The sequence below is a fragment of the Paraburkholderia sp. EG286B genome, assembly GCF_040965655.1.
In the GTDB taxonomy this organism is placed as follows: domain Bacteria; phylum Pseudomonadota; class Gammaproteobacteria; order Burkholderiales; family Burkholderiaceae; genus Paraburkholderia.
Genome location: NZ_JBFRCF010000018.1, coordinates 137,096 through 161,044, shown reverse-complemented (window position 1 = coordinate 161,044; position 23,949 = coordinate 137,096). Strand labels below are relative to the sequence as shown.

Genomic DNA, 23,949 nt, shown 5'->3' with positions numbered 1-23,949 from the left:
TAATGGTAACGCGCAACAAGGGGTCCGCGAGATGAGCCGCTATTCGATATTCAGTCTGTTCCGCAACGGGTTGTCGTATCACGAGAACTGGGAGCGGCAGTGGAGAAGCCCGGAGCCGAAGAAGGAGTACGACGTCGTGATCGTCGGCGGCGGCGGGCATGGTCTCGCAACGGCCTATTACCTCGCGAAGGAGCACGGCGTGAAGAACGTCGCGATTCTGGAGAAAGGCTGGATCGGCGGCGGGAATACGGCGCGCAACACGACCATCGTGCGCTCGAACTATCTGTGGGACGAGTCGGCCGCGCTCTATGAGAAAGCGATGAAGCTCTGGGAAGGGCTCTCGCAGGACCTCAACTACAACGTGATGTTCAGCCAGCGCGGCGTGATGAATCTCGCGCATACGCTGCAGGACGTGCGCGATACCGAGCGCCGCGTGAATGCGAACCGCCTGAACGGCGTGGACGCCGAATTCCTCACGCCCGAGCAGATCAAGGAAATCGAGCCGACCATCAACCTGAACAGCCGCTACCCCGTGCTGGGCGCCTCGATCCAGCGCCGCGCGGGCGTGGCGCGCCACGACGCCGTGGCGTGGGGCTTCGCGCGCGGCGCGGACCAGCACGGCGTGGACATCATCCAGAACTGCCAGGTGACGGGCATTCGCCGCGACGGCGCGCGCGTGACCGGTGTGGATACGTCGAAGGGTTTCATCAAGGCGAAGAAGGTTGCCGTGGTGGCGGCGGGCAACACCACGACGCTCGCGGACATGGCCGGCGTGCGCCTGCCGCTGGAAAGCCACCCGCTGCAGGCGCTGGTGTCGGAGCCGATCAAGCCGGTCGTGAACACCGTGATCATGTCGAACGCGGTGCACGCCTATATCAGCCAGTCCGACAAGGGCGATCTCGTGATCGGCGCGGGCGTGGACCAGTACACCGGTTTTGGCCAGCGCGGCAGCTTCCACATCATCGAGGGCACGCTGCAGGCCATCGTCGAAATGTTCCCGGTGTTTTCGCGCGTGCGCATGAACCGGCAGTGGGGCGGCATTGTCGACGTTTCGCCGGACGCCTGCCCGATCATCAGCAAGACCGACGTGAAGGGTCTCTATTTCAACTGCGGCTGGGGCACCGGCGGCTTCAAGGCGACCCCGGGCTCGGGCTGGGTGTTCGCGCACACCATTGCGAAGGACGAACCGCATCCGCTCAACGCGCCGTTCTCGCTGGACCGCTTCTATACCGGCCATCTGATCGACGAACACGGCGCAGCCGCCGTCGCGCACTAGGCAACTTCGTTGCATGGGACCAGAGTAAGGCGCTGAAGCGCCAACTCTGGTCGACAGGAGATCCAAACATGTTGATCATTGAATGCCCGTGGTGCGGTCCCCGCGCCGAAGTCGAGTTCACATGCGGCGGCGAAGCCGACATCGCGCGTCCGCTCGAGACCGACAAGCTCACCGACGAGGAGTGGGGCGACTACCTCTTCATGCGTCACAACCCGCGCGGCGTGCACAAGGAGCAGTGGCTGCACGCGCAGGGCTGCCGCCGCTGGTTCAAGGCGACGCGCGACACTGTCACCTACGAGATTCAGAGTTACGAGACCTTCGGCGCGGCAAATGAAGCGCAAGGCGACAAGCAAGGGAGCACGCAGCGATGAGCCAGAAGAACCGCCTCGGCGCCGGTGGGCGCGTGAACCGCGCGATTCCGCTGAACTTCACGTTCAACGGCCGCACGTATCAGGGCTTCCAGGGCGACACGCTCGCCTCGGCGCTGCTCGCCAACGACGTGCATTTCGTCGCGCGCAGCTTCAAGTACCATCGCCCGCGCGGCATCATGACGGCCGACGTGGCCGAGCCGAACGCCATCGTGCAACTCGAGCGCGGCGCGTATACGGTGCCCAATGCGCGCGCGACCGAAGTCGAACTGTACCAGGGGCTCGTGGCGACGAGCGTGAACGCCGAGCCTAGCCTCGAGAACGATCGCATGGCGATCAACCAGAAGTTCTCGCGCTTTCTGCCGGCGGGCTTCTACTACAAGACCTTCATGTGGCCGCGCAAATGGTGGCCGAAGTACGAGGAAAAGATTCGCGACGCCGCCGGTCTCGGCAAGGCGCCCGAAGTGCGCGACGCCGATCGCTACGACAAATGCTTCGCGCATTGCGATGTGCTCGTGGTCGGCGGCGGCCCCGCCGGTCTCGCGGCGGCGCATACGGCGGGCGCAACCGGCGCACGCGTGATCCTGGTGGACGACCAACGCGAACTGGGCGGCAGCCTGCTGTCGTGCAAGGCCGATATCGATGGCCGTTCTGCGCTCCAGTGGGTCGAGAAGATCGAAGCCGAACTCAAGCAGATGCCCGACGTGAAGATCCTGTCGCGCAGCACGGCGTTCGGCTATCAGGATCACAATCTCGTGACCGTGACGCAGCGTTTGACGGAGCATCTGCCGGTGTCCACGCGCCAGGGTACGCGTGAGCTGTTGTGGAAAATCCGCGCCAAACGCGTGATTCTCGCGACGGGTGCGCACGAGCGTCCCATCGTGTTCGGCAACAACGATCTGCCGGGCATCATGCTGGCCTCGGCGGTATCGACGTATATCCATCGCTATGGCGTGCTGCCGGGGCGCAATGCGGTCGTGTTCACGAACAACGACGCGGGCTACCGTTGTGCGCTCGACCTGAAGGCATGCGGCGCGACCGTCACGGTCGTCGATGCGCGCGCCCAGGGCAACGGCGCGTTGCAGGCCGCCGCGCGCCGCCAGGGCGTGAAGGTGATGTACAACGCGGCCATCAACTGTGCGCATGGCAAGCAGCGTGTGAGTTCAGTCGACGTGGTGGGCTACTCGAACGGGCAAGCTGGCGCGCAGCAGGCCACGCTCCCATGCGATCTCGTCGCCGTGTCGGGCGGCTTCAGCCCGGTCCTGCACCTCTTCGCGCAGTCGGGCGGCAAGGCGCACTGGAGCGACGCGAAGGCGTGCTTCATGCCGGGCAAGCGCGTGCAGGAGGAAGTGAGCGTTGGCGCGGCGGTGGGCGAATTCGGCCTGGCCCGCGCGCTCACGCAGGGTGTGGACGGCGGCATCGACGCGGCGAAGTCGCTCGGCTTCCCGCTCAAGCGGCCCGCGGTGCCCAGGGCCGCCGAGGTCGAAGAAACGCCGCTGCAGGCGCTGTGGCTGGTGGGCAGCCGCAAGGATGCGGCGCGCGGGCCGAAGCAATTCGTCGACTTCCAGAACGACGTTTCGGCAGCGGACATTCTGCTCGCCGCGCGCGAAGGCTTCGAATCGGTCGAGCACGTGAAGCGCTACACGGCGATGGGCTTCGGCACCGACCAGGGCAAGCTCGGCAATATCAACGGCATGGCGATTCTCGCCAGCGCGCTCGGCAAGACGATTCCCGAAACGGGCACGACGACGTTCCGCCCGAACTACACGCCCGTCACGTTCGGCACGTTCGCGGGGCGCGAACTGGGCGACATGCTCGACCCGATCCGCAAGACCTGCATTCACGAGTGGCACGTGCAGCATGGCGCGGAGTTCGAGGACGTGGGCAACTGGAAGCGCCCGTGGTACTACCCGAAGAGCGGGGAGAATCTGCACGCGGCCGTGAAGCGTGAGTGTCTCGCGGTCCGCAACAGCGTCGGCATTCTCGATGCTTCCACGCTGGGCAAGATCGACATCCAGGGGCCCGACGCCGCGAAACTGCTCAACTGGGTCTACACGAACCCGTGGCTCAAGCTCGAAGTGGGCAAGTGCCGTTATGGCCTGATGCTCGACGAAAACGGCATGGTGTTCGACGACGGCGTGACGGTACGCCTCGGCGAGCAGCACTACATGATGACGACCACCACGGGCGGCGCGGCGCGCGTGCTCACGTGGCTCGAACGCTGGCTGCAGACCGAGTGGCCCGACATGAAGGTGCGTCTGGCTTCCGTCACCGACCACTGGGCGACGTTCGCCGTGGTCGGTCCGAAGAGCCGCAAGGTGCTGCAGAAGGTGTGCAAGGACATCGACTTCGACAACGCCGCGTTCCCGTTCATGTCGTATCGCAACGGCACGGTCGCGGGCGTGAAGTCGCGCGTCATGCGCATCAGCTTCTCGGGCGAGCTGGCCTATGAAGTGAACGTGCCGGCCAACGCAGGCCGCGCCGTCTGGGAAGCTCTGATGGAGGCCGGCGCCGAGTTCGACATCACGCCGTACGGCACGGAAACGATGCACGTGCTGCGCGCCGAGAAGGGCTACATCATCGTGGGCCAGGACACCGATGGCTCGGTCACGCCTTTCGACCTCGGCATGGGCGGTCTCGTCTCGCAGACGAAGGACTTCCTCGGCCGCCGCTCGCTCAAGCGCTCGGACACGGCGAAGGAAAACCGCAAGCAGTTCGTCGGACTGCTGACCGACGACGCGCAATACGTGCTGCCCGAAGGCGGCCAGATCATCGCGCCCGATGCGCAAGCGCGGTCCGACGGCACGACGCCGATGATCGGTCATGTGACGTCGAGCTATTACAGCCCGATCCTGCAGCGCTCCATCGCGCTCGCGGTCGTGAAGGGCGGCTTGAACAAGATGGGCGAGCGCGTGGTGATACCCATGGCCGATGGCCGGCGCGTGAGCGCGCAGATCGCGAGCCCGATTTTCTACGACACGGAAGGAGTGCGTCAGCATGTTGAATGAAACGAAAGACCCCCTGCCGGTCGCGGAGCGCGTCGTCGGCGTGCGCCTGGAGTCGCCGCTCGTAGGCGCAGCGGATCTGGTCAAGGCGCAGGAGGGACGCGCCTCGAAAGCGTTCGCCATGCGCGAGCTGCCGTTCCGCGACCTCGTGAACGTGCGCGGCGAATTGAGCGACCCGGCGTTCGTCGCGGCGTTCGCCAGCGTGGTGGGCTGCGAGCCGCCTGCAGCGCCGAACACCATCGCGCGCAGCGAGCATTACGACGTGCTCTGGCTCGGACCCGACGAATGGCTCGTGCGCTCGCTCGCGCCTGTGCAAACCGGCATGCTCGAAGCGAAGCTGACCGCCGTGCTCGGCGACGCCTATGCGGCGGCCGTGGACATCGGCAGCGGCAACACGGTGATCGAGATCGAGGGCACGCGAGCGCGCGACGTGCTCTCGCGCGGCTGCCCGCTCGACCTGCATCCGCGTCTCTTCAAGCCGGGTCAATGCGCGCAGAGCGTGTATTTCAAGGCTTCGATCGTGCTGATTCCCACGGGCGACGACCGCTTCGAAATCGTCGTGCGCCGCAGTTTCGCCGATTATTTCTGCCGCATGATGGTCGACGCCGCGGCGTCGGTCGCGCCATGAAGATCGTCGATGCCGCGTTCGAGCCGGCGCTCGGCGCGCTGGGTGCAATCGGTGCGCTCGGCGCGCACGACGAGCCGCGCGGGCGCGGCTGGAGTGTATTCGTGGAAGCGTTGAGTGTGCCGGCGCGCATCGGCATCTATCCGCACGAGCACGGTTCCCCGCAGCCGCTCGTGATCGACGCGCAGCTCGGCTATCGCTGCATGCCGCACGAAAAGAACGCGACGGGTGAAGCAGGGGACTGGATCGACTACGACGGCTATTGCACGCGCCTTGCCGACTTTCTCGGGCACAAGCCGCACACGCGGCTGCTCGAAACGCTGGTGGCGGACATGGCGGCGTTTTCGTTTCGCGAATGGCCCGCGCTGGAAACGCTCAGGCTCGCGGTGCACAAGCCGAAGATCCGGCCGGGCACGCGGCGCGTGGGCGTGGGGCTCGACTGGACGCGCGCCGACTATCGGCAATGGATACGGGCTGACGGGGGCGGGCGGCCGTAGCAGGCGAGACGCGTAGCCCGATGTCGGCGCAAAGCAAGGGCGCGTCGCTTTTTGCACATCGTCGTATGCGGCGGGCAGGCTACGCTCGAAGCATCGTTGGCTTGCGCGGAGTCCGCGCGAGGCAACGCCATCTAGTGAGCAGCGTTGCGAGCTGCATCGAACAGGAGACAGCGAGATGAGCGGTAATCGAGGCGTCGTGTATCAAGGGCCGGGCAAGGTCGAGGTGCAGAACATCGCGTATCCGAAGATGGTCGATCCGAGCGGACGCTCGATCGGCCATGGTGTCATTCTGAAGGTGGTCAGCACGAATATCTGCGGCTCGGACCAGCATATGGTGCGCGGGCGCACGACGGCGCCCGTCGGTCTCGTGCTGGGCCACGAGATCACCGGCGAAGTGGTGGAGGTGGGCAACGACGTCGAAACGCTGAAGATCGGCGACCTCGTTTCCGTGCCGTTCAATGTGGCGTGCGGGCGCTGTGCGATGTGCCGCGAGCAGCACACGGGCGTTTGCCTGAACGTGAATCCGTCGCGCGCGGGCGGTGCTTACGGCTATGTCGACATGGGCGGCTGGATTGGCGGCCAGGCCGAGTACGTCCTCGTGCCGTATGCCGATTTCAACCTGCTGAAGTTTCCGGACCGCGATCAGGCGATGTCGAAGATCCGCGATCTCACGTGCCTCTCCGATATTCTGCCCACGGGCTATCACGGCGCAGTCACGGCGGGCGTGAAGCCGGGCTCGACCGTTTATATTGCGGGCGCGGGTCCGGTGGGGATGGCGGCAGCAGCTTCGGCGCGTTTGCTCGGGGCGGCCTGCACGATCGTCGGCGACATCAATGCCGAACGGCTTGCGCATGCGAAGGCGATGGGTTTCGAAGTGGTCGATCTGTCGAAAGACGCGACGCTTGGCGAGCAGATCGAGCAGATTCTCGGCAAGCCGGAAATCGATTGCGCTGTGGATTGCGTGGGTTTTGAAGCCCACGGGCATGGCGCTTCCGGTCACTCGGAAGAGGCGCCGGCCACGGTGCTCAATTCGCTGATGGAAATCACGCGGCCCGCGGGGATGATCGGCATTCCTGGGCTGTACGTGACCGACGATCCAGGTGCACGCGATGTGGCCGCGCAGCATGGCAGCCTGAGCATCCGGTTCGGGCTTGGCTGGGCCAAGTCGCATACTTTCCATACGGGGCAAACGCCCGTGCTCAAGTACAACCGCAATCTCATGCAGGCGATTTTGTTTGATCGGTTGCCGATCGCCAAGATCGTTAATGTGTCGGTTATTTCGCTTGATGAAGCGCCTGAGGGGTATAAGAAGTTTGATGGGGGCGCGCCGCGGAAGTTTGTGATTGATCCGCATGGGTTGTTGGCGGCCTAGCTTTTGGTTTTGGCTTTTGGCCGTTTTTTTGTGGGTTTTCTTGTTTTCGCGTCGGTATGCAAGCGTTGCCCCTGTGCGGGGCGGCACCTACTTTCTTTGCAGCGGCAAAGAAAGTAGGCAAAGAAAGCCGCTCAAACCGCCAGCGCCTGCCACGGTTCACATCTCGCCGCAAATGGTGAATGGCTCCGGAGCGTCTGTCACCTCGCACCACCCAGGTTAGTGACAAGGCGCTCATCCTTCCGGCGGCGCTGCGCGCGCCGAAGGGCATAGCTAAAACCCCGTGGTGCGCGTGCATTCTCGCGAAGCTTGAAATGCCTCGTGGTTTCCCATGCAGACCCAACCGCAGCGCGCGAAGCGAGCAGCGGGATGAATGAGCCCTTTGTCACTAACTTTGGTGGTGCAAGGCGACAGACGCTCCGGAGCCATTCGCCATTTACGGCGAGATGTGAACTGTGGCAGGCATTAGCGGTTTGAGCGGCTTTCTTTTGCCTACTTTTCTTTGCCGCTGCAAAGAAAAGTAGGTGCCGCCCCGCACAGGGGCAACGCTGGCATACCGCCGCGAAACCAGGTTTCAAACATGAACGACAGGCGCAGGCGCAACAACAGCCGCCGCCACAGGCGAATCAGCACCAGAAAGCGGTGCAATCCGCTTCCGCCGCTCCCCAGTAGGCGCACTCCCAAAAGCATCCCGATAGCTCTTGCTAAAGTGACAAGCCGACTGAAACCCGCAGGCCATCGTAATCTGCATAATCGACATATCGGTTTGCAGCAGCAGTTCACGCGCCCGCCGCAACCGCAGCGTCAAATAGTAATGCGTCGGCGTCATGCCAAGATGCTCATGAAAGAGCCGCTGCAACTGCCGCTGTGACATATTCGCAAGCCGCGCGAGCTCTTCACGCGAAAGCGGCTCCTCGATATTGTTCTCCATGAGAGAAATGACTTCGAAGAGCGACTTGTTCGCGGACCCGAGCCGCGCGACGAGCGGCATGCGCTGCTGGGCAGACGTATCGCGCACATGCTCGACTACGAACTGCTCGGCGATCTGCGTCACGCGCGCAGTCCCCACGCGCGCCGTGATGAGGTGCAGCATCATGTCGAGCGGCGCGACGCCGCCCGTGCAGGTCACGCGGTCGCGGTCGATGACGAAGAGCTCCTTGAGAAAACGCGTCGAAGGAAACTCCTCCTTCAGCGCCGACATGTTTTCCCAATGGATCGCGCAGGCATACCCAGCCAGCAACCCGGATTTCGCCAGCGCATAGGTCCCCGTGCACAGGCTGCCCAGCGCCACACCCATGCGCGCGAAGCGGCGCAGCGCAGCGAGATGGGCGGGCGTGGTGGCCCGCTGCACATCGATGCCCCCGCAGACAAACACGATATCGGGCTTCCCCACACATTCGGCCGGGCCGGTGTCGATGGAAAGCCCGTTGCTCGACGCGACCGGGCCGCCCTCCGGGCTGATGATCGACCACCTGTAAAGCGGCTGTCCGCTCAAGTAGTTAGCCATACGAAGAACTTCGATCGCGTTCGTGAACGCGATCATCGTGAAGTCGGGCAGCGGCATGAACGCGAAGTGCGCTAACGACGCTGTGCGATCCGGCAGCATGGGGGACGATTCCTTGTGATCGGTAGCCTGATGCCCAGTGGAGGCCCGGTGAGGCCGGGGGGCCGGCTACGCTACCGCAATTTTCGAATTTGGCGGGTCCAGTGTGCCATGCGGCAAAACCCTGAGTCATCTGGACAAAAAAGCCGGACGCGGGAAATAGGACGAGAGTGCGGGATTGGTGCACTGCGATGCACGATAAATAATTTGGATTGGGAAACATGGGGCACGGCGCACCGTGAGCGGGCGCCCTAACGTAGCCACTTGTGAAAAATGGACGCGGATGGCGGAAAAGGAAAAGAACGCGTCTGAATTTCGACGTTGAGCGCCAATTCGAACGACAAGAATAGAACCGTCGGTCCCCAGCCGGTCAAGCGGATTCAAAGCCGCTCTGAAGCCAGTCGCGACGGGGCCTCCAGCATTGCAGGAAGTCCTTCATTCATCGTCACGGAAGCCCTATGTCGAACACTCAACCTTTCTTTTCGCAAACGCTGGCGCAGCGCGATTCGGTAATCCGCAGCAGCATCCTGAAAGAACTCGAGCGGCAGCAGTCGCAGGTCGAAATGATCGCGTCGGAAAACATCGTGTCGCGCGCCGTGCTCGAGGCCCAGGGCTCGGTGCTGACCAACAAGTACGCGGAAGGTTATCCGGGCAAGCGCTATTACGGCGGCTGCGAATTCGCCGACGAGGTGGAAGCGCTTGCCATCAGCCGCATCAAGCAACTGTTCAACGCCGGCTTCGCCAACGTGCAGCCGCATTCGGGCGCACAGGCCAACGGCTCGGTCATGCTCGCGCTCGCCAAACCGGGCGACACGGTGCTCGGCATGTCGCTCGACGCGGGCGGCCACCTCACGCACGGCGCCAAGCCGGCGCTTTCGGGCAAATGGTTCAACGCCGTGCAGTACGGCGTGAACCGCGAAACCATGCTGATTGATTACGACCAGGTCGAAGAACTCGCGCAGCAGCACAAGCCCAGCCTCATCATCGCGGGCTTTTCCGCATATCCGCGCGCACTCGACTTCGCGCGCTTTCGCGCCATCGCCGACGCGGTCGGCGCGAAGCTGATGGTGGATATGGCGCATATCGCGGGCATCATCGCGGCAGGGCGTCATCAGAACCCCGTCGAGCACGCGCACGTCGTCACCTCCACCACGCACAAGACGCTGCGCGGCCCGCGCGGCGGCTTCGTGCTGACCAACGATGAGGAGATCGCGAAGAAGATCAACTCGGCCGTGTTCCCCGGCCTGCAGGGCGGCCCGCTCATGCATGTGATCGCGGGCAAGGCGGTCGCGTTCGGCGAAGCGCTCGAAGCCGGCTTCAAGACCTATATCGACAGCGTGCTCGCCAATGCGAAGGCGCTGGGCGAAGTGCTCAAGGCGGGCGGTGTCGATCTCGTGACGGGCGGCACCGACAACCATCTGCTGCTCGTCGATCTGCGGCCCAAGGGCCTGAAGGGCAATCAGGTCGAGCAGGCGCTGGAGCGCGCCGGCATCACCTGCAACAAGAACGGCATTCCGTTCGACGCCGAAAAGCCCACGGTCACCTCGGGCATTCGCCTCGGCACGCCGGCCGGTACGACGCGCGGCTTCGGCGTGGACGAATTCCGCGAGATCGGCCGCCTGATTCTCGAAGTGTTCGACGCGCTGGGCGTGCATCCCGAAGGCGACGCCGCCACCGAGCAGCGCGTGCGCCGCGAGATCTTCGCGCTGTGCGAGCGCTTCCCGATCTATACGCAAGCCTGATTCTTCACACCACCGACTTTCAATTTCATTCGCGAGTTTCGGAGCGGCTAATGAGCACTCTGCACGACAACAGCATCATCATCGACGGCCTGAACATTTCGAAGTTCGAGCGCTCGGTGTTCGAAGACATGCGCAAGGGCGGCGTCACCGCCGTCAACTGTACGGTTTCCGTCTGGGAGGACTTCCAGAAGACGGTGGACAACATCGCGCAGATGAAGCAGCAGATTCGCGAGTACAGCGAGATCCTCACGCTCGTGCGCACGACCGACGACATCCTGCGGGCGAAGCAAGAGAACAAGACGGGCATCATCTTCGGCTTCCAGAACTCGTATGCGTTCGAAGACAACCTGGGCTATATCGAGGTGTTCAAGGAACTCGGCGTGAATGTCGTGCAGCTTTGCTACAACACACAGAACCTGGTCGGCACGGGCTGCTATGAGCCGGACGGCGGGCTCTCCGGCTACGGGCGCGAAGTGATCCAGGAAATGAATCGCGTGGGGATTCTGGTCGATCTCTCGCACGTGGGCGGAAAGACTTCGTCGGATGCGATTGCGTGCTCGAAGAAGCCGGTGACGTATTCGCACTGCTGTCCGTCGGGTCTCAAGGAGCATCCGCGCAACAAGACCGACGAGCAGCTGAAGGAGATTGCCGACGCGAACGGCTTCGTGGGCGTGACGATGTTCGCGCCGTTCCTCAAGAAGGGCCCGGATTCGACGGTCGAGGACTATCTCGAAGCGATCGAGTACGTCGTCGATCTGATCGGCGAGGACCGCGTGGGCATCGGCACGGATTTCACGCAAGGCTACAGCACCGAATTCTTCGACTGGATCACGCACGACAAGGGCCGTTATCGCAGTCTCACGAATTTCGGCAAGGTCGTGAACCCGGAAGGCATCCGCACGATCGGCGAATTTCCGAATCTCACCGCCGCCATGCAAAAGGCCGGCTGGAGCGAAACGCGCATCAAGAAGGTCATGGGCGAGAACTGGATGCGCGTGTTCGGCGAAGTCTGGGGCAGCTGATCGCCGGGCCTGACCATGCAGCATGGAAAGGCCATCGTTACCACTTAGAAAACCTAACTAAAAACGCTCGTTGAGTCATTGGAGCCCCACGAAATGCAACCGCAACTGCCGATCGATGTCGATCCCGCCACCGGCGTCTGGACCACGGACGCGCTGCCGATGCTGTACGTGCCGCGTCACTTCTTCACCAACAATCACACCGCCGTGGAAGAGGCGCTGGGCCGTGACGCGTACGCCGAGATTCTCTACAAGGCCGGCTACAAGTCGGCGTACCACTGGTGCGCGAAGGAAGCCGAAAAGCACGGCATTGCCGGCATGGACGTGTTCGAGCATTACCTGAAGCGTCTTTCGCAGCGCGGCTGGGGCCTCTTCACGATACGCGAGGCCGACCCGGCAACCGCGCGCGCGAAGATCGAATTGCGTCATTCGTCGTTCGTGCTGGCGCAACCAGGCAAGGAAGGCAAGCTTTGCTACATGTTCGCGGGCTGGTTCGCGGGCGCGATGGACTGGGTGAACGACACCACAGAAGGCGGCAAGCACGCGCCGCGTTCGCAGTCGAAAGAAGTGCAATGCGCCGCCGAAGGCCACGCGCACTGCGTATTCGAAGTCTCGCCGATCGCCGCCTGAACGACCGCGCGCCCCCCGTAGTACAGGTCACACCGAAAGACACGAACGCCAGAGGTCGTCTGCGATGCGCTACCCCAATCTGTTCAAACCCTTGACGCTCAATCAGCTCACGCTGCGCAACCGCATCGTCAGCACGGCCCACGCCGAGGTCTACGCGGAGCCGGGCGGCTTGCCGGGCGACCGCTATATCCGCTACTACGAAGAAAAGGCCAAGGGTGGCGTGGGCCTGGCCGTATGCGGCGGCTCGAGCCCGGTGTCGATCGACAGTCCCCAGGGCTGGTGGAAGTCGGTGAATCTCGCCACCGACAAGATCATCGATCCGCTCGCGCGGCTGGCCGAGGCCATGCACCGCCACGGCGCGAAGATCATGATTCAGGCCACCCACATGGGCCGACGCTCCGCCTTTCACGGCGAGCATTGGCCGCATTTGATGTCGCCTTCGGGCGTACGCGAGCCCGTGCACCGTGGCAACGCGAAGATCATCGAGGTGGAGGAGATCCGCCGCATCATCGGCGACTTTGCGGCGGCTGCAAAGCGCGTGAAGGACGCGGGCATGGACGGCATCGAAATCTCCGCCGCGCACCAGCATCTGATCGACCAGTTCTGGAGCCCGCGCACGAACTTCCGCACCGACGAATGGGGCGGCTCGCTCGAAAACCGTCTGCGGTTTGGCGTGGAAGTGCTCAAGGCCGTGCGCGAAGCGGTGGGCAAGGACTTTTGCGTCGGCCTGCGCATGAGCGGCGACGAATTCCACGAAGACGGCCTCGATCACGAGCAACTCAAGGAAATCGCGCAGGCGATGTCGGAGACGGGTCTCATCGATTATCTCGGCGTGATCGGCTCCGGCGCGGATACGCACAACACGCTCGCGAACTGCATGCCGCCCATGGCGCTGCCGCCGGAGCCGTTCGTGCATCTCGCGGCAGGTATCAAGTCGGTGGTCAAGCTGCCGGTCATGCACGCGCAGAGCATTCGCGACGCGGGCCAGGCCGAGCGTCTGCTCGCGAGCGGCATGGTCGATCTCGTGGGCATGACGCGCGCGCAGATCGCCGACCCGCACATGGTCATCAAGATTCGCGACGGCCGCGAGGACGAGATCAAGCAGTGCGTGGGCGCGAACTATTGCATCGACCGCCAGTACAACGGGCTCGACGTGCTCTGCGTGCAGAACGCGGCGACGTCGCGCGAAGCGACCATGCCGCACGTGATCGAAAAATCGCGCGGCCCCAAGCGCAAGGTCGTGGTGGTCGGCGCGGGACCGGCGGGCCTGGAGGCCGCGCGCGTGGCGCGGCTGCGCGGCCATGACGTCGTGCTGTTCGAGAAGAACGACGCCGTGGGCGGCCAGATTCTGCTCGCTGCAAAAGCGCCGCAACGCGAGCAGATGGCGGGCATCGTGCGCTGGTTCGACATGGAGACGAAACGCCTTGGCGTGGATCGCCGCCTTGGCGTGACGGCCGACGAGAAGACCATTCTCGCGGAAAAGCCCGACATCGTCGTGCTCGCCACGGGCGGATCGAGCTTCACGCAGCAGGTTCCAGCCTGGGGCGTGGAAGAGGGGCTCGCCGTGAGCGCGTGGGACATCCTGAGCGGCAAGGTCGAACCGAAGCAGAACGTGCTCGTCTACGACGGCGTGAGCACACATGCGGGCGCAGGCGTCGCCGATTTCATTTCGAGCCGCGGCTCGAAGGTCGAGATCGTGACGCCCGACGTGAAGGTCGCCGACGACGTGGGCGGCACCACGTTCCCGATTTTCTATCGCCGCCTCTATGCGCAGGGCGTGATCCACACGCCGAATTACTGGCTCGACCGTGTGTACGAAGAGGACGGCAAGAAGATCGCCGTGCTGCGCAACGAGTACACGGAGGAACAGGAAGAGCGCGCCGTCGATCAGGTGGTGATCGAAAACGGCAGCACGCCCAACGACGCCTTGTACTGGAAGCTCAAGCCCGAATCGGTCAATCGCGGGCAGGTGGACGTGCACAAGCTCTTCGCGGCCGAAGCGCAGCCGTGCCTTGCCGAAGAACTCGGCAATGGCCGCTTCCTCCTGTTCCGCGTGGGCGACTGCATCTCCTTGCACAACATTCACGGCGCGATCTACGATGCGCTGCGGCTCGCCAAGGACTTCTGAACCATGAATCCGACCTGGCTCATTACCGCGCTGCTGTGGGTGTCGATGGGGGGGCTCGCGTTCGCGGTCGCGAAGCGTGCCGCGTTCTGGCGGGTGGGGCGCGCGGCTGCGCCCGGCTCCGTCGGCGTCGGCAAGCTGTTCAGTATCCCGAAGCGTTATTTCGTCGATCTGCACCACGTGGTCGCGCGCGATCCGTACATCGCCAAAACGCACGTCGCCACCGCGGGCGGCGCCATCGCGGCGCTCGCGCTCGTGTTCATCAACTACGGGTTCGCGATCTATTCGCCGTGGCTCGACAAGCTGATCTTTCTCGCGGCGCTCGCCATGCTGATCGGCGTGGTGTTCGTGTGGCGCCGCCGTCATGCGAAAGCGGTGCCGGCGCGCCTCTCGCGCGGGCCCTGGAATACGCTGCCGTGGCTGCTCGGTTCGTTCGCGCTGGGTGTGGCGCTCTTCACGGTCGTACCGGCGGGCGCCATGTCGGGCGGCTTCGCGGTGCTCTGCGCGGTGCTGATCGCCGTCGGCGCGTTCGCGATGACCTTCGGCGCGGCGCGTGGCGGCCCGATGAAGCATGCCGTGGCGGGGCTGTTGCACCTCGCGTTCCATCCGCGCCAGGAGCGCTTTTCGGCCACCCGCGAGGGCTGGACCGGCAACGGCACCGCCACGCCGCCCACGGCGTTGCAACTCCCCGACATCGAGGAGCAGCAGGAATACGGCGTGGCGAAACCCGTCGAGTTTCGCTGGAACCAGCTGCTGAGCTTCGACGCCTGCGTGCAGTGCGGCAAATGCGAGGCCGCGTGCCCCGCGTTCGCCTCGGGCCAGCCGCTCAACCCCAAGAAGCTGATTCAGGATCTCGTGGTGGGCATGGCGGGCGGCACCGATGCGGCCTATGCAGGCAGCCCCACGCCAGGCATCAAGGTCGGCCAGCATGCCGGTGCGCCGAATGGCCCGATCGTCTCAAACCTGATCGAAGCGCAAACGCTGTGGTCCTGCACCACCTGCCGCGCCTGCGTGCAGGAGTGCCCGATGCTGATCGAGCACGTGGACGCCATCGTCGATATGCGCCGCAACCAGACGCTGGTGCACGGCGAGGTGCCGGGCAAAGGCCCCGAGGTGCTTGCCAATCTGCGCGAAACGGGCACGGCAGGCGGCTACGACAAGGCCGCACGCTACGACTGGTCGGTCGATCTGAACGCGCCCGTGGCGCAACCGGGCAAGCGCGTGGACATCCTCGTGGTGGCGGGCGAGGGCGCGTTCGACATGCGCTATCAGCGCACGCTGCGCGCGCTCGTGAAGGTGCTCAACAAGGCGGGCGTGAACTACGCGGTGCTGGGTGCACGGGAAACCGATACGGGCGACGTAGCGCGCCGCCTCGGCGACGAAGCCACATTCCAGCAGATGGCGAAGCAAATGATGACGACGCTCGCGTCGCTTAACTTCGCGCGCATCGTCACTGCCGATCCGCACGTCATGCATAGCCTGCGCAACGAGTACCGCGCGCTTGGCGGGCGTTACGAAGTGCTGCATCACACGACCTATCTCGCGGAACTCGCCGCGACCGGACGCATCGCGCCCAAGGCCGTGCAGGCGCTCGCGGAAAAGCGCACGACCTATCACGATCCCTGCTATCTGGGCCGCTACAACGGCGAGACCGAAGCGCCCCGCAAGCTGCTCAAGACCATCGGCATCAAGGTCGTGGAGATGGAGCGCCACGGCATGCGCGCACGCTGCTGCGGCGGTGGCGGCGGCGCGCCGCTCACCGATATCCCCGGCAAGCAGCGCATTCCCGACATCCGCATCGCCGACGCGCGTGCCGTCAACGCCGAAGTCGTCGCCGTGGCCTGCCCGCAGTGCACGGCGATGCTCGAAGGCGTAGTGGGCCCGCGCCCCGACGTGCTCGACGTGGCCGAACTCGTGGCCGCCTCGCTGGAGTGAATCGATGAATACCCTCAAACGAATCGATCCGCGCCGCCCCTTCGTCATTACGGCTGCGGGCCTCAGGCGCATCACGCTGGGCGAAGCCGGCAGCGCAGACTCAAGCGATGCGCAGTGGCTCGCGCAGCATGCGCACGCAAGCGCAGCGAAGCCACGCCGCGTGGTGAGTCATGCGGATCACGTCCTGCTCGTCGTCGCCCACGCCGAACGCGGCGCGCTCGACGATCACGCTTGCCAGGCGATTGCCGCCGCCGCGCTGCTGGCCGATGCGCAAACCGAAGTCGCGCTGCTCGTGTTCGGCGAGCTGAAGGACGATGCCGGGGCACTCGGCGTGGACAAGCTGATCGAACTGCCCGGTTTCGAGCGCCGCACCTTCGCGCCAGAAAGCGCGTTGCGTGCGCTGCAGGCCTGCGCGGCGGCGCTGGCACCGAAGCACGTATTCCTGCCCGACAACGCCAGCGGCGACGGCGACCTCGGCCGCCGCTATGCGGCCGCCGCCGGTGCGAGCGTGGCGACCCACGTGGTCGAGATCGATGCGAAGCACGTGGGCGTGTATGAACAGGCGAAGCGCGCGTGGGCCGAGCGTTCGCTGCCCGACGTGGTCCTGCTCGCGCCGAACGCCGTCGAGGCGAAGCTGCCTTTCGTCGGCGCGGGCGAACGCCTCGCGGGCGATTTCATCCGGCCGGCTACCGACCTCGCGTCGCCATACGAGGACCTCGGGCTCGAAGCCATCGACGCCGCCCAGGTCGCGCTCGAAGAAGCCGATTTCATCGTCTCGGCGGGCAACGGCGTGACCGACATTGCTGCGTTCGGGCGCCTCGCTGGCGCATTCGGCGCGGCGATCGGCGCGAGCCGCGTGGCGGTGGACAACGGCCACTTCACGCGCGACAAGCAGGTCGGCGCGACGGGCAAAACGGTCGAGGCGAGCGTGTATATCGCGTTCGGCATTTCGGGCGCCGTGCAGCACTTGCAGGGCATCAAGGACTGCCGCCATGTGATTGCCGTGAATCTCGACGGCAGCGCGCCGATAGCGAAGCGCGCCAACTTGACCGTGGTCGGCGACGCGCAAGGCACGATCGCCGCGCTGATCGAGCAGGTGCGAGCCGCACGCGCAAAGCGTGGCGGGGCGAGCGCCAACCGTGACGAAGCGCATTCTGCAGGAGTTGCCGCATGAACGCACGCCATGATCCTCAAGGTGGAATCGAGCGCATTGCGGTGCTCGTTTCGGTAGGGCGCCACCCCGTGAGCGGCGCGCCGCGTTACAGCCGCAACGACGCGCTCGCGCTCGACCTCGCGCGCACGCTGGCCGAGCGGCATCGCGCGCGCCTCGACGTGCTGCACGCAGGCGACGCCGCCGATCCCGCACTCGCCGAATACCTCGCGCTGGGCGCGCACGAAGTCGAGGTGCTGGCCTGCGCGCCTTCCGGCGACGCGGCGCGCGTGCTCGCCGAGCGCGTGCGCGGCTACGACCTCGTGCTGACCGGCACGCGCGCCGAGGGCGCGCACGACAGCGGCATGCTGCCGTACCGTGTGGCGGCTGCGCTGGGCGTGCCGATCGTGGGCGGCGCAGTCGATACCGACGTCGACGTCACGACGCGCACCGCCGTGGTGCGCCAGTTTCTGCCCAAGGGTCTGCGCCGTCGCGTGCAGACGGCGCTGCCCGCGGTGATCGCCGTGCATCCGCTCGCGAATGCCCAGCCCCGTTACGCCTATGCGCGGTTGCGCGCAGGCGCGGTGCGGCCCGCGAGCGCAACGTGCGTCAGCGCCGCCGAATCGACCGAAGCTTCCGCATGGTCGGTCGGCCCGATCGAGCGTAAACCCGTGCGGCTGGCCGCGGCGGAAAAGCGTTCAGGCCACGCGCGCATGCTTTCTGCGACCACGACGGAAAGCCGGGGCGGCAACGTCGTAATTGAAGGGAGTTCGGTCGAAAAAGCACAAGTGATCCTCGCGTATTTGCGGGAGCATCAACTCATCGACTACTGATTTTGCTGGCCTGTCGGCAACGAACTGGGATGAAAAATCCGGAGCACACATGAAAGTAACGGCAGAGATTCGCGCGCTGATCGAGCGCCGCCAAGCGGGTTACAGCCTGGAGGCGCCTTTCTACCTGAGCGAGGAGATTTTCGCGCTCGATATGGAGACGATTTTCCGGCAACACTGGATCGAGGTCGCCACGGAAGCGGAAATTCCCGAACCGGGCGACTACGTGACCGTCGATCTGGCGGGCGACTCGATCCTGATCGTGCGCGACGACGACATGCAGGTGCGCGCGTTCCACAACGTTTGCCGCCACCGCGGCGCGCGTCTGTGCAACGAAGAGAAGGGGTCGGTGGGCAATATCGTGTGCCCGTATCACAGCTGGACCTACAACCTGACCGGCGCGCTGATGTTCGCCGAGCACATGGGCGAGCAGTTCGACCGCTGCAAGCACAGTCTCAAGAACGTGCATGTGGAAAATCTTGCGGGCCTGATTTTCGTGTGTCTGGCCGAAGAACCGCCCGCCGACTTCGCGCTCATGCGCGCCGAGATGGAGCCGTACCTGCTGCCGCACGACCTGGCGGGCTGCAAGGTCGCCGCGCAGGTGGACATCATCGAGAAGGGCAACTGGAAGCTCGTGATGGAAAACAACCGCGAGTGCTATCACTGCGTGGCGAATCATCCCGAGCTGACGATTTCGCTCTACGAATACGGCTTTGGCTACGCGCGCACGGACGCCAACGCGGAAGGCATGGAGGCGTTCGAGCGCACCTGCAACGAGCGCGCGCAGCAGTGGGAAGCGATGGACCTGCCGTCGGTCGAAGTCGAAAAACTGCTGGATGTCACGGGTTTTCGCACGCAGCGCCTGCCGCTCGACCGCTGCGGCGAGTCGCAAACGCTGGACGCGAAGGTCGCCTCGAAGAAGCTGCTCGGCGAATTCCGCACGGCCGATCTCGGCGGCCTCTCGTTCTGGACGCAGCCGAATTCGTGGCATCACTTCATGAGCGACCACATCGTGTCGTTTTCCGTGATTCCGCTGTCCGCCGGCGAAACGCTCGTGCGCACGCGCTGGCTCGTTCACAAGGACGCGCGCGAAGGCATCGATTACGACGTGGAGAACCTCACCGCCGTGTGGAACGCGACCAACAACCAGGACCGCACGCTCGTGGAGTATTCGCAGCGCGGCGCGACGAGCAGCGCGTATGAACCGGGTCCGTATTCGCCGTACACGGAAGGGCTCGTCGAAAAGTTTTCGGCCTGGTATATCGGCCGCCTCGCCACGCAGATTGGCGCATAACGCACACGCGTAAAGCAGAGAGAGCGGAGTTTGACATGATGCGAGACGCGGCCCAATTCAATCCACTCGACGCCAGCGACAGCCGGGTCACGCGCCCGGCGTTCTGGGGCGCGCTGCCCGAGCGGTGGACGAGCGAGGTCGAGGAAACCCTCGTGTGCTGCCACGTATGGCAGGAAACGCACGACGTGAAGAGCTTTTTCCTGCGCTCGCCGCAGGGCCGCACGTTCTCGTTCGAGCCGGGGCAATTCCTCACGCTCGAACTCGAGATCGACGGCGAGGCCATCAACCGGTGCTATACGATTTCGTCGTCGCCCGCACGGCCTCATACCATTTCCATTACGGTCAAGCGCGTGCCGGGCGGCAAGGTGTCGAACTGGCTGCACGACAACCTGCGCCCGGGCGTTTCGCTGCGCGTGCTCGGGCCGGCCGGCGAATTCACCTGTGCGCGTCACCCCGCGCCGAAGTATCTGTTCCTTTCCGCAGGGTCCGGCGTCACACCGCTGATGTCGATGAGCCGCGCGCATCACGATCTCGCGGAGGACCGCGATATCGTTTTCGTGCACAGCGCCCGCACGCCCGACGACATCATCTTCGCGCGCGAGCTGGAGCTGATCGCTTCGAGCCGCGCGAATTTCCGCACGTCGTTCGTCTGTGAAAGGGTGGGCGCGCGCACCGATTGGTCAGGCGTGACAGGCTTTCTCTCGCTGCCGCTCCTGAAGTTGATTGCTCCGGACTTCATGGAGCGCGAGATCTTCACCTGCGGGCCTGCGCCTTACATGAAAGCCGTGCGCGATCTGCTCGACGAAGCGGGCTTTGCGCGCGAACGCTATCACGAAGAGAGTTTTTCATTCGAAACGCTTACGGCGGATGCCGAAGCGCCGGTGGAACAGCCGCCGGCGGAATCGTCGGTCGAAACCGCCAGCTTCACGGTCACCTTCGCGAAGAGCCGCCGCGAGATTCAATGCGGTGCACAACAGACCGTGCTCGATGCTGCGCGCCAGGCCGGCGTGCGCCTCGCTTCCTCGTGCAGCCAGGGCATGTGCGGAACCTGCAAGGTCAAGCTCGTTTCCGGGCAAGTGGATATGAAGCATAGCGGCGGCATACGCCAGCGCGAAATCGATCAGGGCATGGCGCTGCTGTGCTGCTCGAAGCCGCTGTCCGACCTCGTCGTCGACAAATAGCGCGCGCGTCGCGCAACGACAAGAACACGTCGTAAATCGACGTTAGCGGCAGATTGTGGCGGGCGAATCTGCATAGGCACGGGGCGCTTGCCCATATCACAGGAGATCGACCATGAAGCTGGCTGGAAAACTCTTTTGGACCGGTGTGTTATCGGCGATGGTGAGCTTGAGCGCCCCGGCGTTTGCCGACGGCAAGCCGACCTTGAAGATCGGTTATGTCGAAGGCTGGGACGACAGCGTCGCGACGTCCAACGTGGCCGCGCGCATCATCGAGAAGCGCTACGGCTATCCGGTGCAGCTCGTGCCGGTGGCCGCGGGCATCATGTGGCAGGGCGTGGCGCGCGGCGACCTCGACGCGACGCTTTCCGCCTGGCTGCCCGTCACACAGGGCGCGTACTGGGCGCAATTCAAGGACAAGGTGGTCGACCTCGGCACGAACTTCACCGGCGCGAAGATCGGCCTCGTGGTGCCCGACTACGTGAGCGCGAAGAGCATCGCCGATCTGAACGCGGACAAGTCGGCGTTCGGCGGGCGCATCGTCGGCATCGACGCCGGCGCGGGCGTGATGCGCAAGACCGACGAGGCCGTCAAGCAATACGACCTCAGCTACAGCGTGATGCCGAGTTCGGGCAGCGCGATGACGGCCGAGCTGGCGCGTTCGGTGGGGTCGAAGAAACCCGTGATCGTCACGGGCTGGACGCCGCACTGGATGTTCGCCAAGTACAAGCTGCGCTTCCTCGACGATCCGAAGAACGTGTACGGCGCGGCCGAGCACGTGGACAACGTGGCCAACCCCGAACTCGAGAAGAAGGCTCCGCAGGTCGTGACGTTCCTGAAGAACTTCCAGTGGAAGCCGGGTGAGATCGATAGCGTAATGCTCGCGATCCAGAACGGCGAGAAGCCCGACGCCGCCGCCGATACGTGGATCGCCGCGCATGGCGACCGCGTGAATGCCTGGGCGGGCACGCAGTAATCGCAAACAATAAAACGGCAGGGGGCCTGCAGCGGCCCCGCCAGATCAGCGCCCATCACGGGCCGCGCGCGGCGCGATTGTGCATATGCAGCATGTAATTTTCTGATGCGGCGCCGTGTCGCCTTTACGTAAGCGTCTGTCGCAATTCGCCATCCCGGCAGGGATTTTTCTGGCAACCATGTAGACATACCGTGCGGGCCGGCGCCTGCCGTTCGAGGAGACGGAGTCGATGAAATCCCCCAAGATCGTGGTCGATGGATTATGCAAGGTATTCGGGCCCAACCCGAAGCTTGCCCGTGAGCTGCTTGCGAAGGGCGCGACGAAAGACGAGCTGTTCGCGAAGACCGGCTATGTGCTCGGCGTGAACAATGCGTCGTTCGAGGTGCATGAGGGCGAGATTTTCGTGCTGATGGGCCTCTCCGGCTCGGGCAAGTCCACGCTGATCCGGCTCATCAACCGGCTCGTGGAACCCACCGCCGGCAAGGTCGTCATCGACGGGCGCGATATTGCGGCCGTGCGGCGCTCGGAACTAGTCTCGCTGCGCCGCACCGACATGAGCATGGTGTTCCAGTCGTTCGCGCTCATGCCGCAGCGCAGCGTGCTCGCGAATGCCGCGTTCGGCCTCGAAGTGGCGGGCGTGGGCCGCAAGGAGCGCGAGCGGCGCGCGCTGGCCGTGCTGGAACAGGTCGGCCTCGCGCCGTTTGCGCAGAAGCTGCCCGCCGAGCTGTCGGGCGGCATGCAGCAGCGCGTGGGGCTCGCTCGCGCGCTCGCGGTGAATCCCTCGCTCATGATCATGGACGAAGCGTTCTCCGCGCTCGATCCGCTCAAGCGCAAGGAAATGCAGAACGTGCTGCTACAACTGCAAAAAGAGCAGCGCCGCACGATCATGTTCGTTTCGCACGACCTCGAAGAGGCGCTGCGCATTGGCAGCCGTATCGCGATCATGGAAGGCGGACGCATCGTGCAGATCGGCACACCGCAGGAAATCATCAGCAATCCTGCCGATGACTATGTGCGCGCGTTCTTCGACGGCGTGGACACGAGCCGCTATCTCACCGCCGGCGACCTCATGCAGCGCGAGGCGGTGCCGCTCATCCGCACGCTCGATGCGAAGAGCGTAGCCTCGTCGCTCAACGGCAGCGCCGATTACGCGTTCGTGCTGGACGCCCAGCGCCGCATCAGCGGTTGCGTCACGCGCGATGCGATCGGCGCCGCGCAGCCGTCGCTGAAGAAAGTCGAGTGCATCAAGCTTGGCACGCCGCTGGAGCAGGTGGTCTCGCGCGTGTGTGCGAACACGACGGCGCTGCCCGTGGTCGACGACGAGGGCCGCTATTGCGGTTCCATCGATCAGGCTGCCGTCCTGAAGGTCATTACGCGTAATCGAGGTGCCGCTCATGTCTGAGATCATTCCCGTCGGCCAGTGGGTCGATCAGTCGGTTCACTATCTGCTCGACCACGACGCCAACAGCTTCGACGCCGTCGGCAAGGCCATCGAGGGCTTCGCCGCACTCGTGGAGCACGGCTTGCAGGCCATCCCCATGTGGGCGCTCATGGCGTTCTTCATCGCAATCGGCCTGTGGCGCGTGGGCTGGCGCTTCGCGATCTTCGCTACCTGCTCGCTATTGCTGATCTACGCAACCGGCTTCTGGGATCAGACCGTCGTGACGCTCGGCCTCACGCTCTCGTCGACGGTGATCAGCCTCGTGATCGGTATTCCGCTTGGTATCTGGACGGCGAAGAGCAAAGTCGTGCATACGATCGTGCGGCCCATCCTCGACCTGATGCAGACCATGCCCGCGTTCGTCTATCTGATTCCCGCCGCGATGCTGTTCGGCCTTGGCCGCGTGCCGGGCATTCTGTCGACCGTGATCTTCGCCATGCCGCCCGCGGTTCGCCTCACGAGCCTCGGCATCAAGCACGTGAACCGCGAGATCGTCGAAGCAGGGCAGGCGTTCGGCTGCACGCCATGGCAGCTGCTGTACAAGGTGCAGTTTCCCAACGCGCTGCCGTCCATCATGCAGGGCGTGAACCAGACCATCATGATGGCGCTTTCGATGGTCATCATCGCTTCGATGGTGGGCGCGGGCGGTCTTGGCAACGACGTGCTCGCGAGTATTCAGCGGCTGGATATTGGCCTCGGTTTCGAAAGCGGGCTTTCCGTCGTGCTGCTCGCCATCATCCTCGACCGCATTACTGAGAGCTTTGGCCGGGCGCCGGGCGCCGTGAAAGCGCCGCTGTTCTCGGGACTCAAGCAACTGATGCGCGTGCGTCCCGCAGTCGTCGAGGCGTAAGCGCTGGAATAACACGATCAACCGCGTTTCCCGAGG

At 64.4% G+C, this 23,949-nt stretch carries 19 protein-coding genes; 18 read left to right on the top strand and 1 reads right to left on the bottom strand.

Annotation, left to right across the window (positions count from 1 at the left end; genetic code table 11):
* Positions 1-31 precede the first annotated feature (31 nt).
* The 6 genes from AB4Y42_RS31975 (at position 32) to fdhA (ending at position 7,143) form a co-directional block, all read left to right on the top strand.
* Positions 32-1,276 (top strand): sarcosine oxidase subunit beta family protein, encoded by a 1,245-nt coding sequence (locus AB4Y42_RS31975; RefSeq protein ID WP_042260300.1) that lies wholly within the window; start codon positions 32-34, stop codon positions 1,274-1,276.
* Between the two features lie 68 nt (positions 1,277-1,344).
* Positions 1,345-1,647: a sarcosine oxidase subunit delta gene (locus AB4Y42_RS31970; protein ID WP_368686789.1), complete on the top strand. Its 303-nt coding sequence runs from the start codon at positions 1,345-1,347 to the stop codon at positions 1,645-1,647.
* On the top strand, positions 1,644-4,652 hold the full coding sequence (locus tag AB4Y42_RS31965) for a sarcosine oxidase subunit alpha family protein (RefSeq protein WP_368686790.1): 3,009 nt from the start codon (positions 1,644-1,646) through the stop codon (positions 4,650-4,652). Before AB4Y42_RS31970 ends, AB4Y42_RS31965 begins: the two co-directional genes overlap by 4 nt.
* Positions 4,642-5,277, top strand: coding sequence for a sarcosine oxidase subunit gamma (locus AB4Y42_RS31960; protein WP_368696412.1), 636 nt, complete (start codon positions 4,642-4,644; stop codon positions 5,275-5,277). The genes AB4Y42_RS31965 and AB4Y42_RS31960 overlap by 11 nt, the downstream gene beginning before the upstream one ends.
* A complete protein-coding gene (locus AB4Y42_RS31955; RefSeq protein WP_368686792.1) occupies positions 5,274-5,771 on the top strand; it encodes a dihydroneopterin aldolase in 498 nt (165 codons plus the stop codon). Before AB4Y42_RS31960 ends, AB4Y42_RS31955 begins: the two co-directional genes overlap by 4 nt.
* Before the next feature lie 175 nt (positions 5,772-5,946).
* On the top strand, positions 5,947-7,143 hold the full coding sequence (gene fdhA / locus AB4Y42_RS31950; RefSeq protein ID WP_069267059.1) for a formaldehyde dehydrogenase, glutathione-independent: 1,197 nt from the start codon (positions 5,947-5,949) through the stop codon (positions 7,141-7,143).
* Positions 7,144-7,714: 571 nt separating this feature from the next.
* Here the strand turns inward: fdhA and AB4Y42_RS31945 are convergent.
* Positions 7,715-8,746 carry a GlxA family transcriptional regulator gene (locus tag AB4Y42_RS31945; RefSeq protein WP_368696411.1) on the bottom strand — a complete coding sequence of 344 codons (1,032 nt, stop codon included), beginning with the start codon at positions 8,744-8,746 and terminating at the stop codon, positions 7,715-7,717.
* Between the two features lie 455 nt (positions 8,747-9,201).
* Between AB4Y42_RS31945 and AB4Y42_RS31940 the strand changes: the two genes are divergently transcribed.
* From AB4Y42_RS31940 to choW, 12 genes are all read left to right on the top strand, one after another.
* Positions 9,202-10,485 (top strand): serine hydroxymethyltransferase, encoded by a 1,284-nt coding sequence (locus AB4Y42_RS31940; protein ID WP_368686795.1) that lies wholly within the window; start codon positions 9,202-9,204, stop codon positions 10,483-10,485.
* A gap of 50 nt (positions 10,486-10,535) precedes the next feature.
* Positions 10,536-11,507 (top strand): dipeptidase, encoded by a 972-nt coding sequence (locus AB4Y42_RS31935; RefSeq protein WP_368696410.1) that lies wholly within the window; start codon positions 10,536-10,538, stop codon positions 11,505-11,507.
* A 93-nt stretch (positions 11,508-11,600) separates the two neighbouring features.
* The gene (locus tag AB4Y42_RS31930; RefSeq protein WP_368686797.1) at positions 11,601-12,134 is read left to right on the top strand and encodes a DUF5943 domain-containing protein; all 534 of its coding nucleotides are present in this window, start codon (positions 11,601-11,603) and stop codon (positions 12,132-12,134) included.
* 64 nt (positions 12,135-12,198) lie between these two features.
* Positions 12,199-14,262 (top strand): FAD-dependent oxidoreductase, encoded by a 2,064-nt coding sequence (locus AB4Y42_RS31925; RefSeq protein WP_368696409.1) that lies wholly within the window; start codon positions 12,199-12,201, stop codon positions 14,260-14,262.
* A 3-nt stretch (positions 14,263-14,265) separates the two neighbouring features.
* Complete coding sequence (locus AB4Y42_RS31920) at positions 14,266-16,194, top strand: (Fe-S)-binding protein (RefSeq protein ID WP_368696408.1); 1,929 nt, start codon at positions 14,266-14,268, stop codon at positions 16,192-16,194.
* 4 nt (positions 16,195-16,198) lie between these two features.
* On the top strand, positions 16,199-17,368 hold the full coding sequence (locus AB4Y42_RS31915) for an FAD-binding protein (protein WP_368686800.1): 1,170 nt from the start codon (positions 16,199-16,201) through the stop codon (positions 17,366-17,368).
* Complete coding sequence (locus AB4Y42_RS31910) at positions 17,365-18,177, top strand: electron transfer flavoprotein subunit beta/FixA family protein (RefSeq protein ID WP_368686801.1); 813 nt, start codon at positions 17,365-17,367, stop codon at positions 18,175-18,177. The genes AB4Y42_RS31915 and AB4Y42_RS31910 overlap by 4 nt, the downstream gene beginning before the upstream one ends.
* Before the next feature lie 49 nt (positions 18,178-18,226).
* Entirely contained in the window at positions 18,227-19,468 is a 1,242-nt protein-coding gene (locus AB4Y42_RS31905) for an aromatic ring-hydroxylating dioxygenase subunit alpha (protein ID WP_368696407.1), read from the top strand.
* A 35-nt stretch (positions 19,469-19,503) separates the two neighbouring features.
* Positions 19,504-20,649 carry a 2Fe-2S iron-sulfur cluster-binding protein gene (locus AB4Y42_RS31900; RefSeq protein WP_368686803.1) on the top strand — a complete coding sequence of 382 codons (1,146 nt, stop codon included), beginning with the start codon at positions 19,504-19,506 and terminating at the stop codon, positions 20,647-20,649.
* Between the two features lie 112 nt (positions 20,650-20,761).
* Positions 20,762-21,622 carry a glycine betaine ABC transporter substrate-binding protein gene (locus AB4Y42_RS31895; protein WP_368686804.1) on the top strand — a complete coding sequence of 287 codons (861 nt, stop codon included), beginning with the start codon at positions 20,762-20,764 and terminating at the stop codon, positions 21,620-21,622.
* A 229-nt stretch (positions 21,623-21,851) separates the two neighbouring features.
* A complete protein-coding gene (locus AB4Y42_RS31890; protein ID WP_368686805.1) occupies positions 21,852-23,024 on the top strand; it encodes a glycine betaine/L-proline ABC transporter ATP-binding protein in 1,173 nt (390 codons plus the stop codon).
* On the top strand, positions 23,017-23,913 hold the full coding sequence (gene choW, locus AB4Y42_RS31885; RefSeq protein WP_368686806.1) for a choline ABC transporter permease subunit: 897 nt from the start codon (positions 23,017-23,019) through the stop codon (positions 23,911-23,913). The genes AB4Y42_RS31890 and choW overlap by 8 nt, the downstream gene beginning before the upstream one ends.
* Positions 23,914-23,949: the final 36 nt, after the last annotated feature.

Excerpts from the sequence above, each read along its gene's own strand:
- AB4Y42_RS31975 (WP_042260300.1), top strand. The coding sequence starts at position 32 with ATGAGCCGCTATTCGATATTCAGTCTGTTCCGCAACGGGTTGTCGTAT.
- AB4Y42_RS31970 (WP_368686789.1), top strand. The coding sequence starts at position 1,345 with ATGTTGATCATTGAATGCCCGTGGTGCGGTCCCCGCGCCGAAGTCGAG.
- AB4Y42_RS31965 (WP_368686790.1), top strand. The coding sequence starts at position 1,644 with ATGAGCCAGAAGAACCGCCTCGGCGCCGGTGGGCGCGTGAACCGCGCG.
- AB4Y42_RS31960 (WP_368696412.1), top strand. The coding sequence starts at position 4,642 with ATGTTGAATGAAACGAAAGACCCCCTGCCGGTCGCGGAGCGCGTCGTC.
- AB4Y42_RS31955 (WP_368686792.1), top strand. The coding sequence starts at position 5,274 with ATGAAGATCGTCGATGCCGCGTTCGAGCCGGCGCTCGGCGCGCTGGGT.
- fdhA (WP_069267059.1), top strand. The coding sequence starts at position 5,947 with ATGAGCGGTAATCGAGGCGTCGTGTATCAAGGGCCGGGCAAGGTCGAG.
- AB4Y42_RS31945 (WP_368696411.1), bottom strand. The coding sequence starts at position 8,746 with ATGCTGCCGGATCGCACAGCGTCGTTAGCGCACTTCGCGTTCATGCCG.
- AB4Y42_RS31940 (WP_368686795.1), top strand. The coding sequence starts at position 9,202 with ATGTCGAACACTCAACCTTTCTTTTCGCAAACGCTGGCGCAGCGCGAT.
- AB4Y42_RS31935 (WP_368696410.1), top strand. The coding sequence starts at position 10,536 with ATGAGCACTCTGCACGACAACAGCATCATCATCGACGGCCTGAACATT.
- AB4Y42_RS31930 (WP_368686797.1), top strand. The coding sequence starts at position 11,601 with ATGCAACCGCAACTGCCGATCGATGTCGATCCCGCCACCGGCGTCTGG.
- AB4Y42_RS31925 (WP_368696409.1), top strand. The coding sequence starts at position 12,199 with ATGCGCTACCCCAATCTGTTCAAACCCTTGACGCTCAATCAGCTCACG.
- AB4Y42_RS31920 (WP_368696408.1), top strand. The coding sequence starts at position 14,266 with ATGAATCCGACCTGGCTCATTACCGCGCTGCTGTGGGTGTCGATGGGG.
- AB4Y42_RS31915 (WP_368686800.1), top strand. The coding sequence starts at position 16,199 with ATGAATACCCTCAAACGAATCGATCCGCGCCGCCCCTTCGTCATTACG.
- AB4Y42_RS31910 (WP_368686801.1), top strand. The coding sequence starts at position 17,365 with ATGAACGCACGCCATGATCCTCAAGGTGGAATCGAGCGCATTGCGGTG.
- AB4Y42_RS31905 (WP_368696407.1), top strand. The coding sequence starts at position 18,227 with ATGAAAGTAACGGCAGAGATTCGCGCGCTGATCGAGCGCCGCCAAGCG.
- AB4Y42_RS31900 (WP_368686803.1), top strand. The coding sequence starts at position 19,504 with ATGATGCGAGACGCGGCCCAATTCAATCCACTCGACGCCAGCGACAGC.
- AB4Y42_RS31895 (WP_368686804.1), top strand. The coding sequence starts at position 20,762 with ATGAAGCTGGCTGGAAAACTCTTTTGGACCGGTGTGTTATCGGCGATG.
- AB4Y42_RS31890 (WP_368686805.1), top strand. The coding sequence starts at position 21,852 with ATGAAATCCCCCAAGATCGTGGTCGATGGATTATGCAAGGTATTCGGG.
- choW (WP_368686806.1), top strand. The coding sequence starts at position 23,017 with ATGTCTGAGATCATTCCCGTCGGCCAGTGGGTCGATCAGTCGGTTCAC.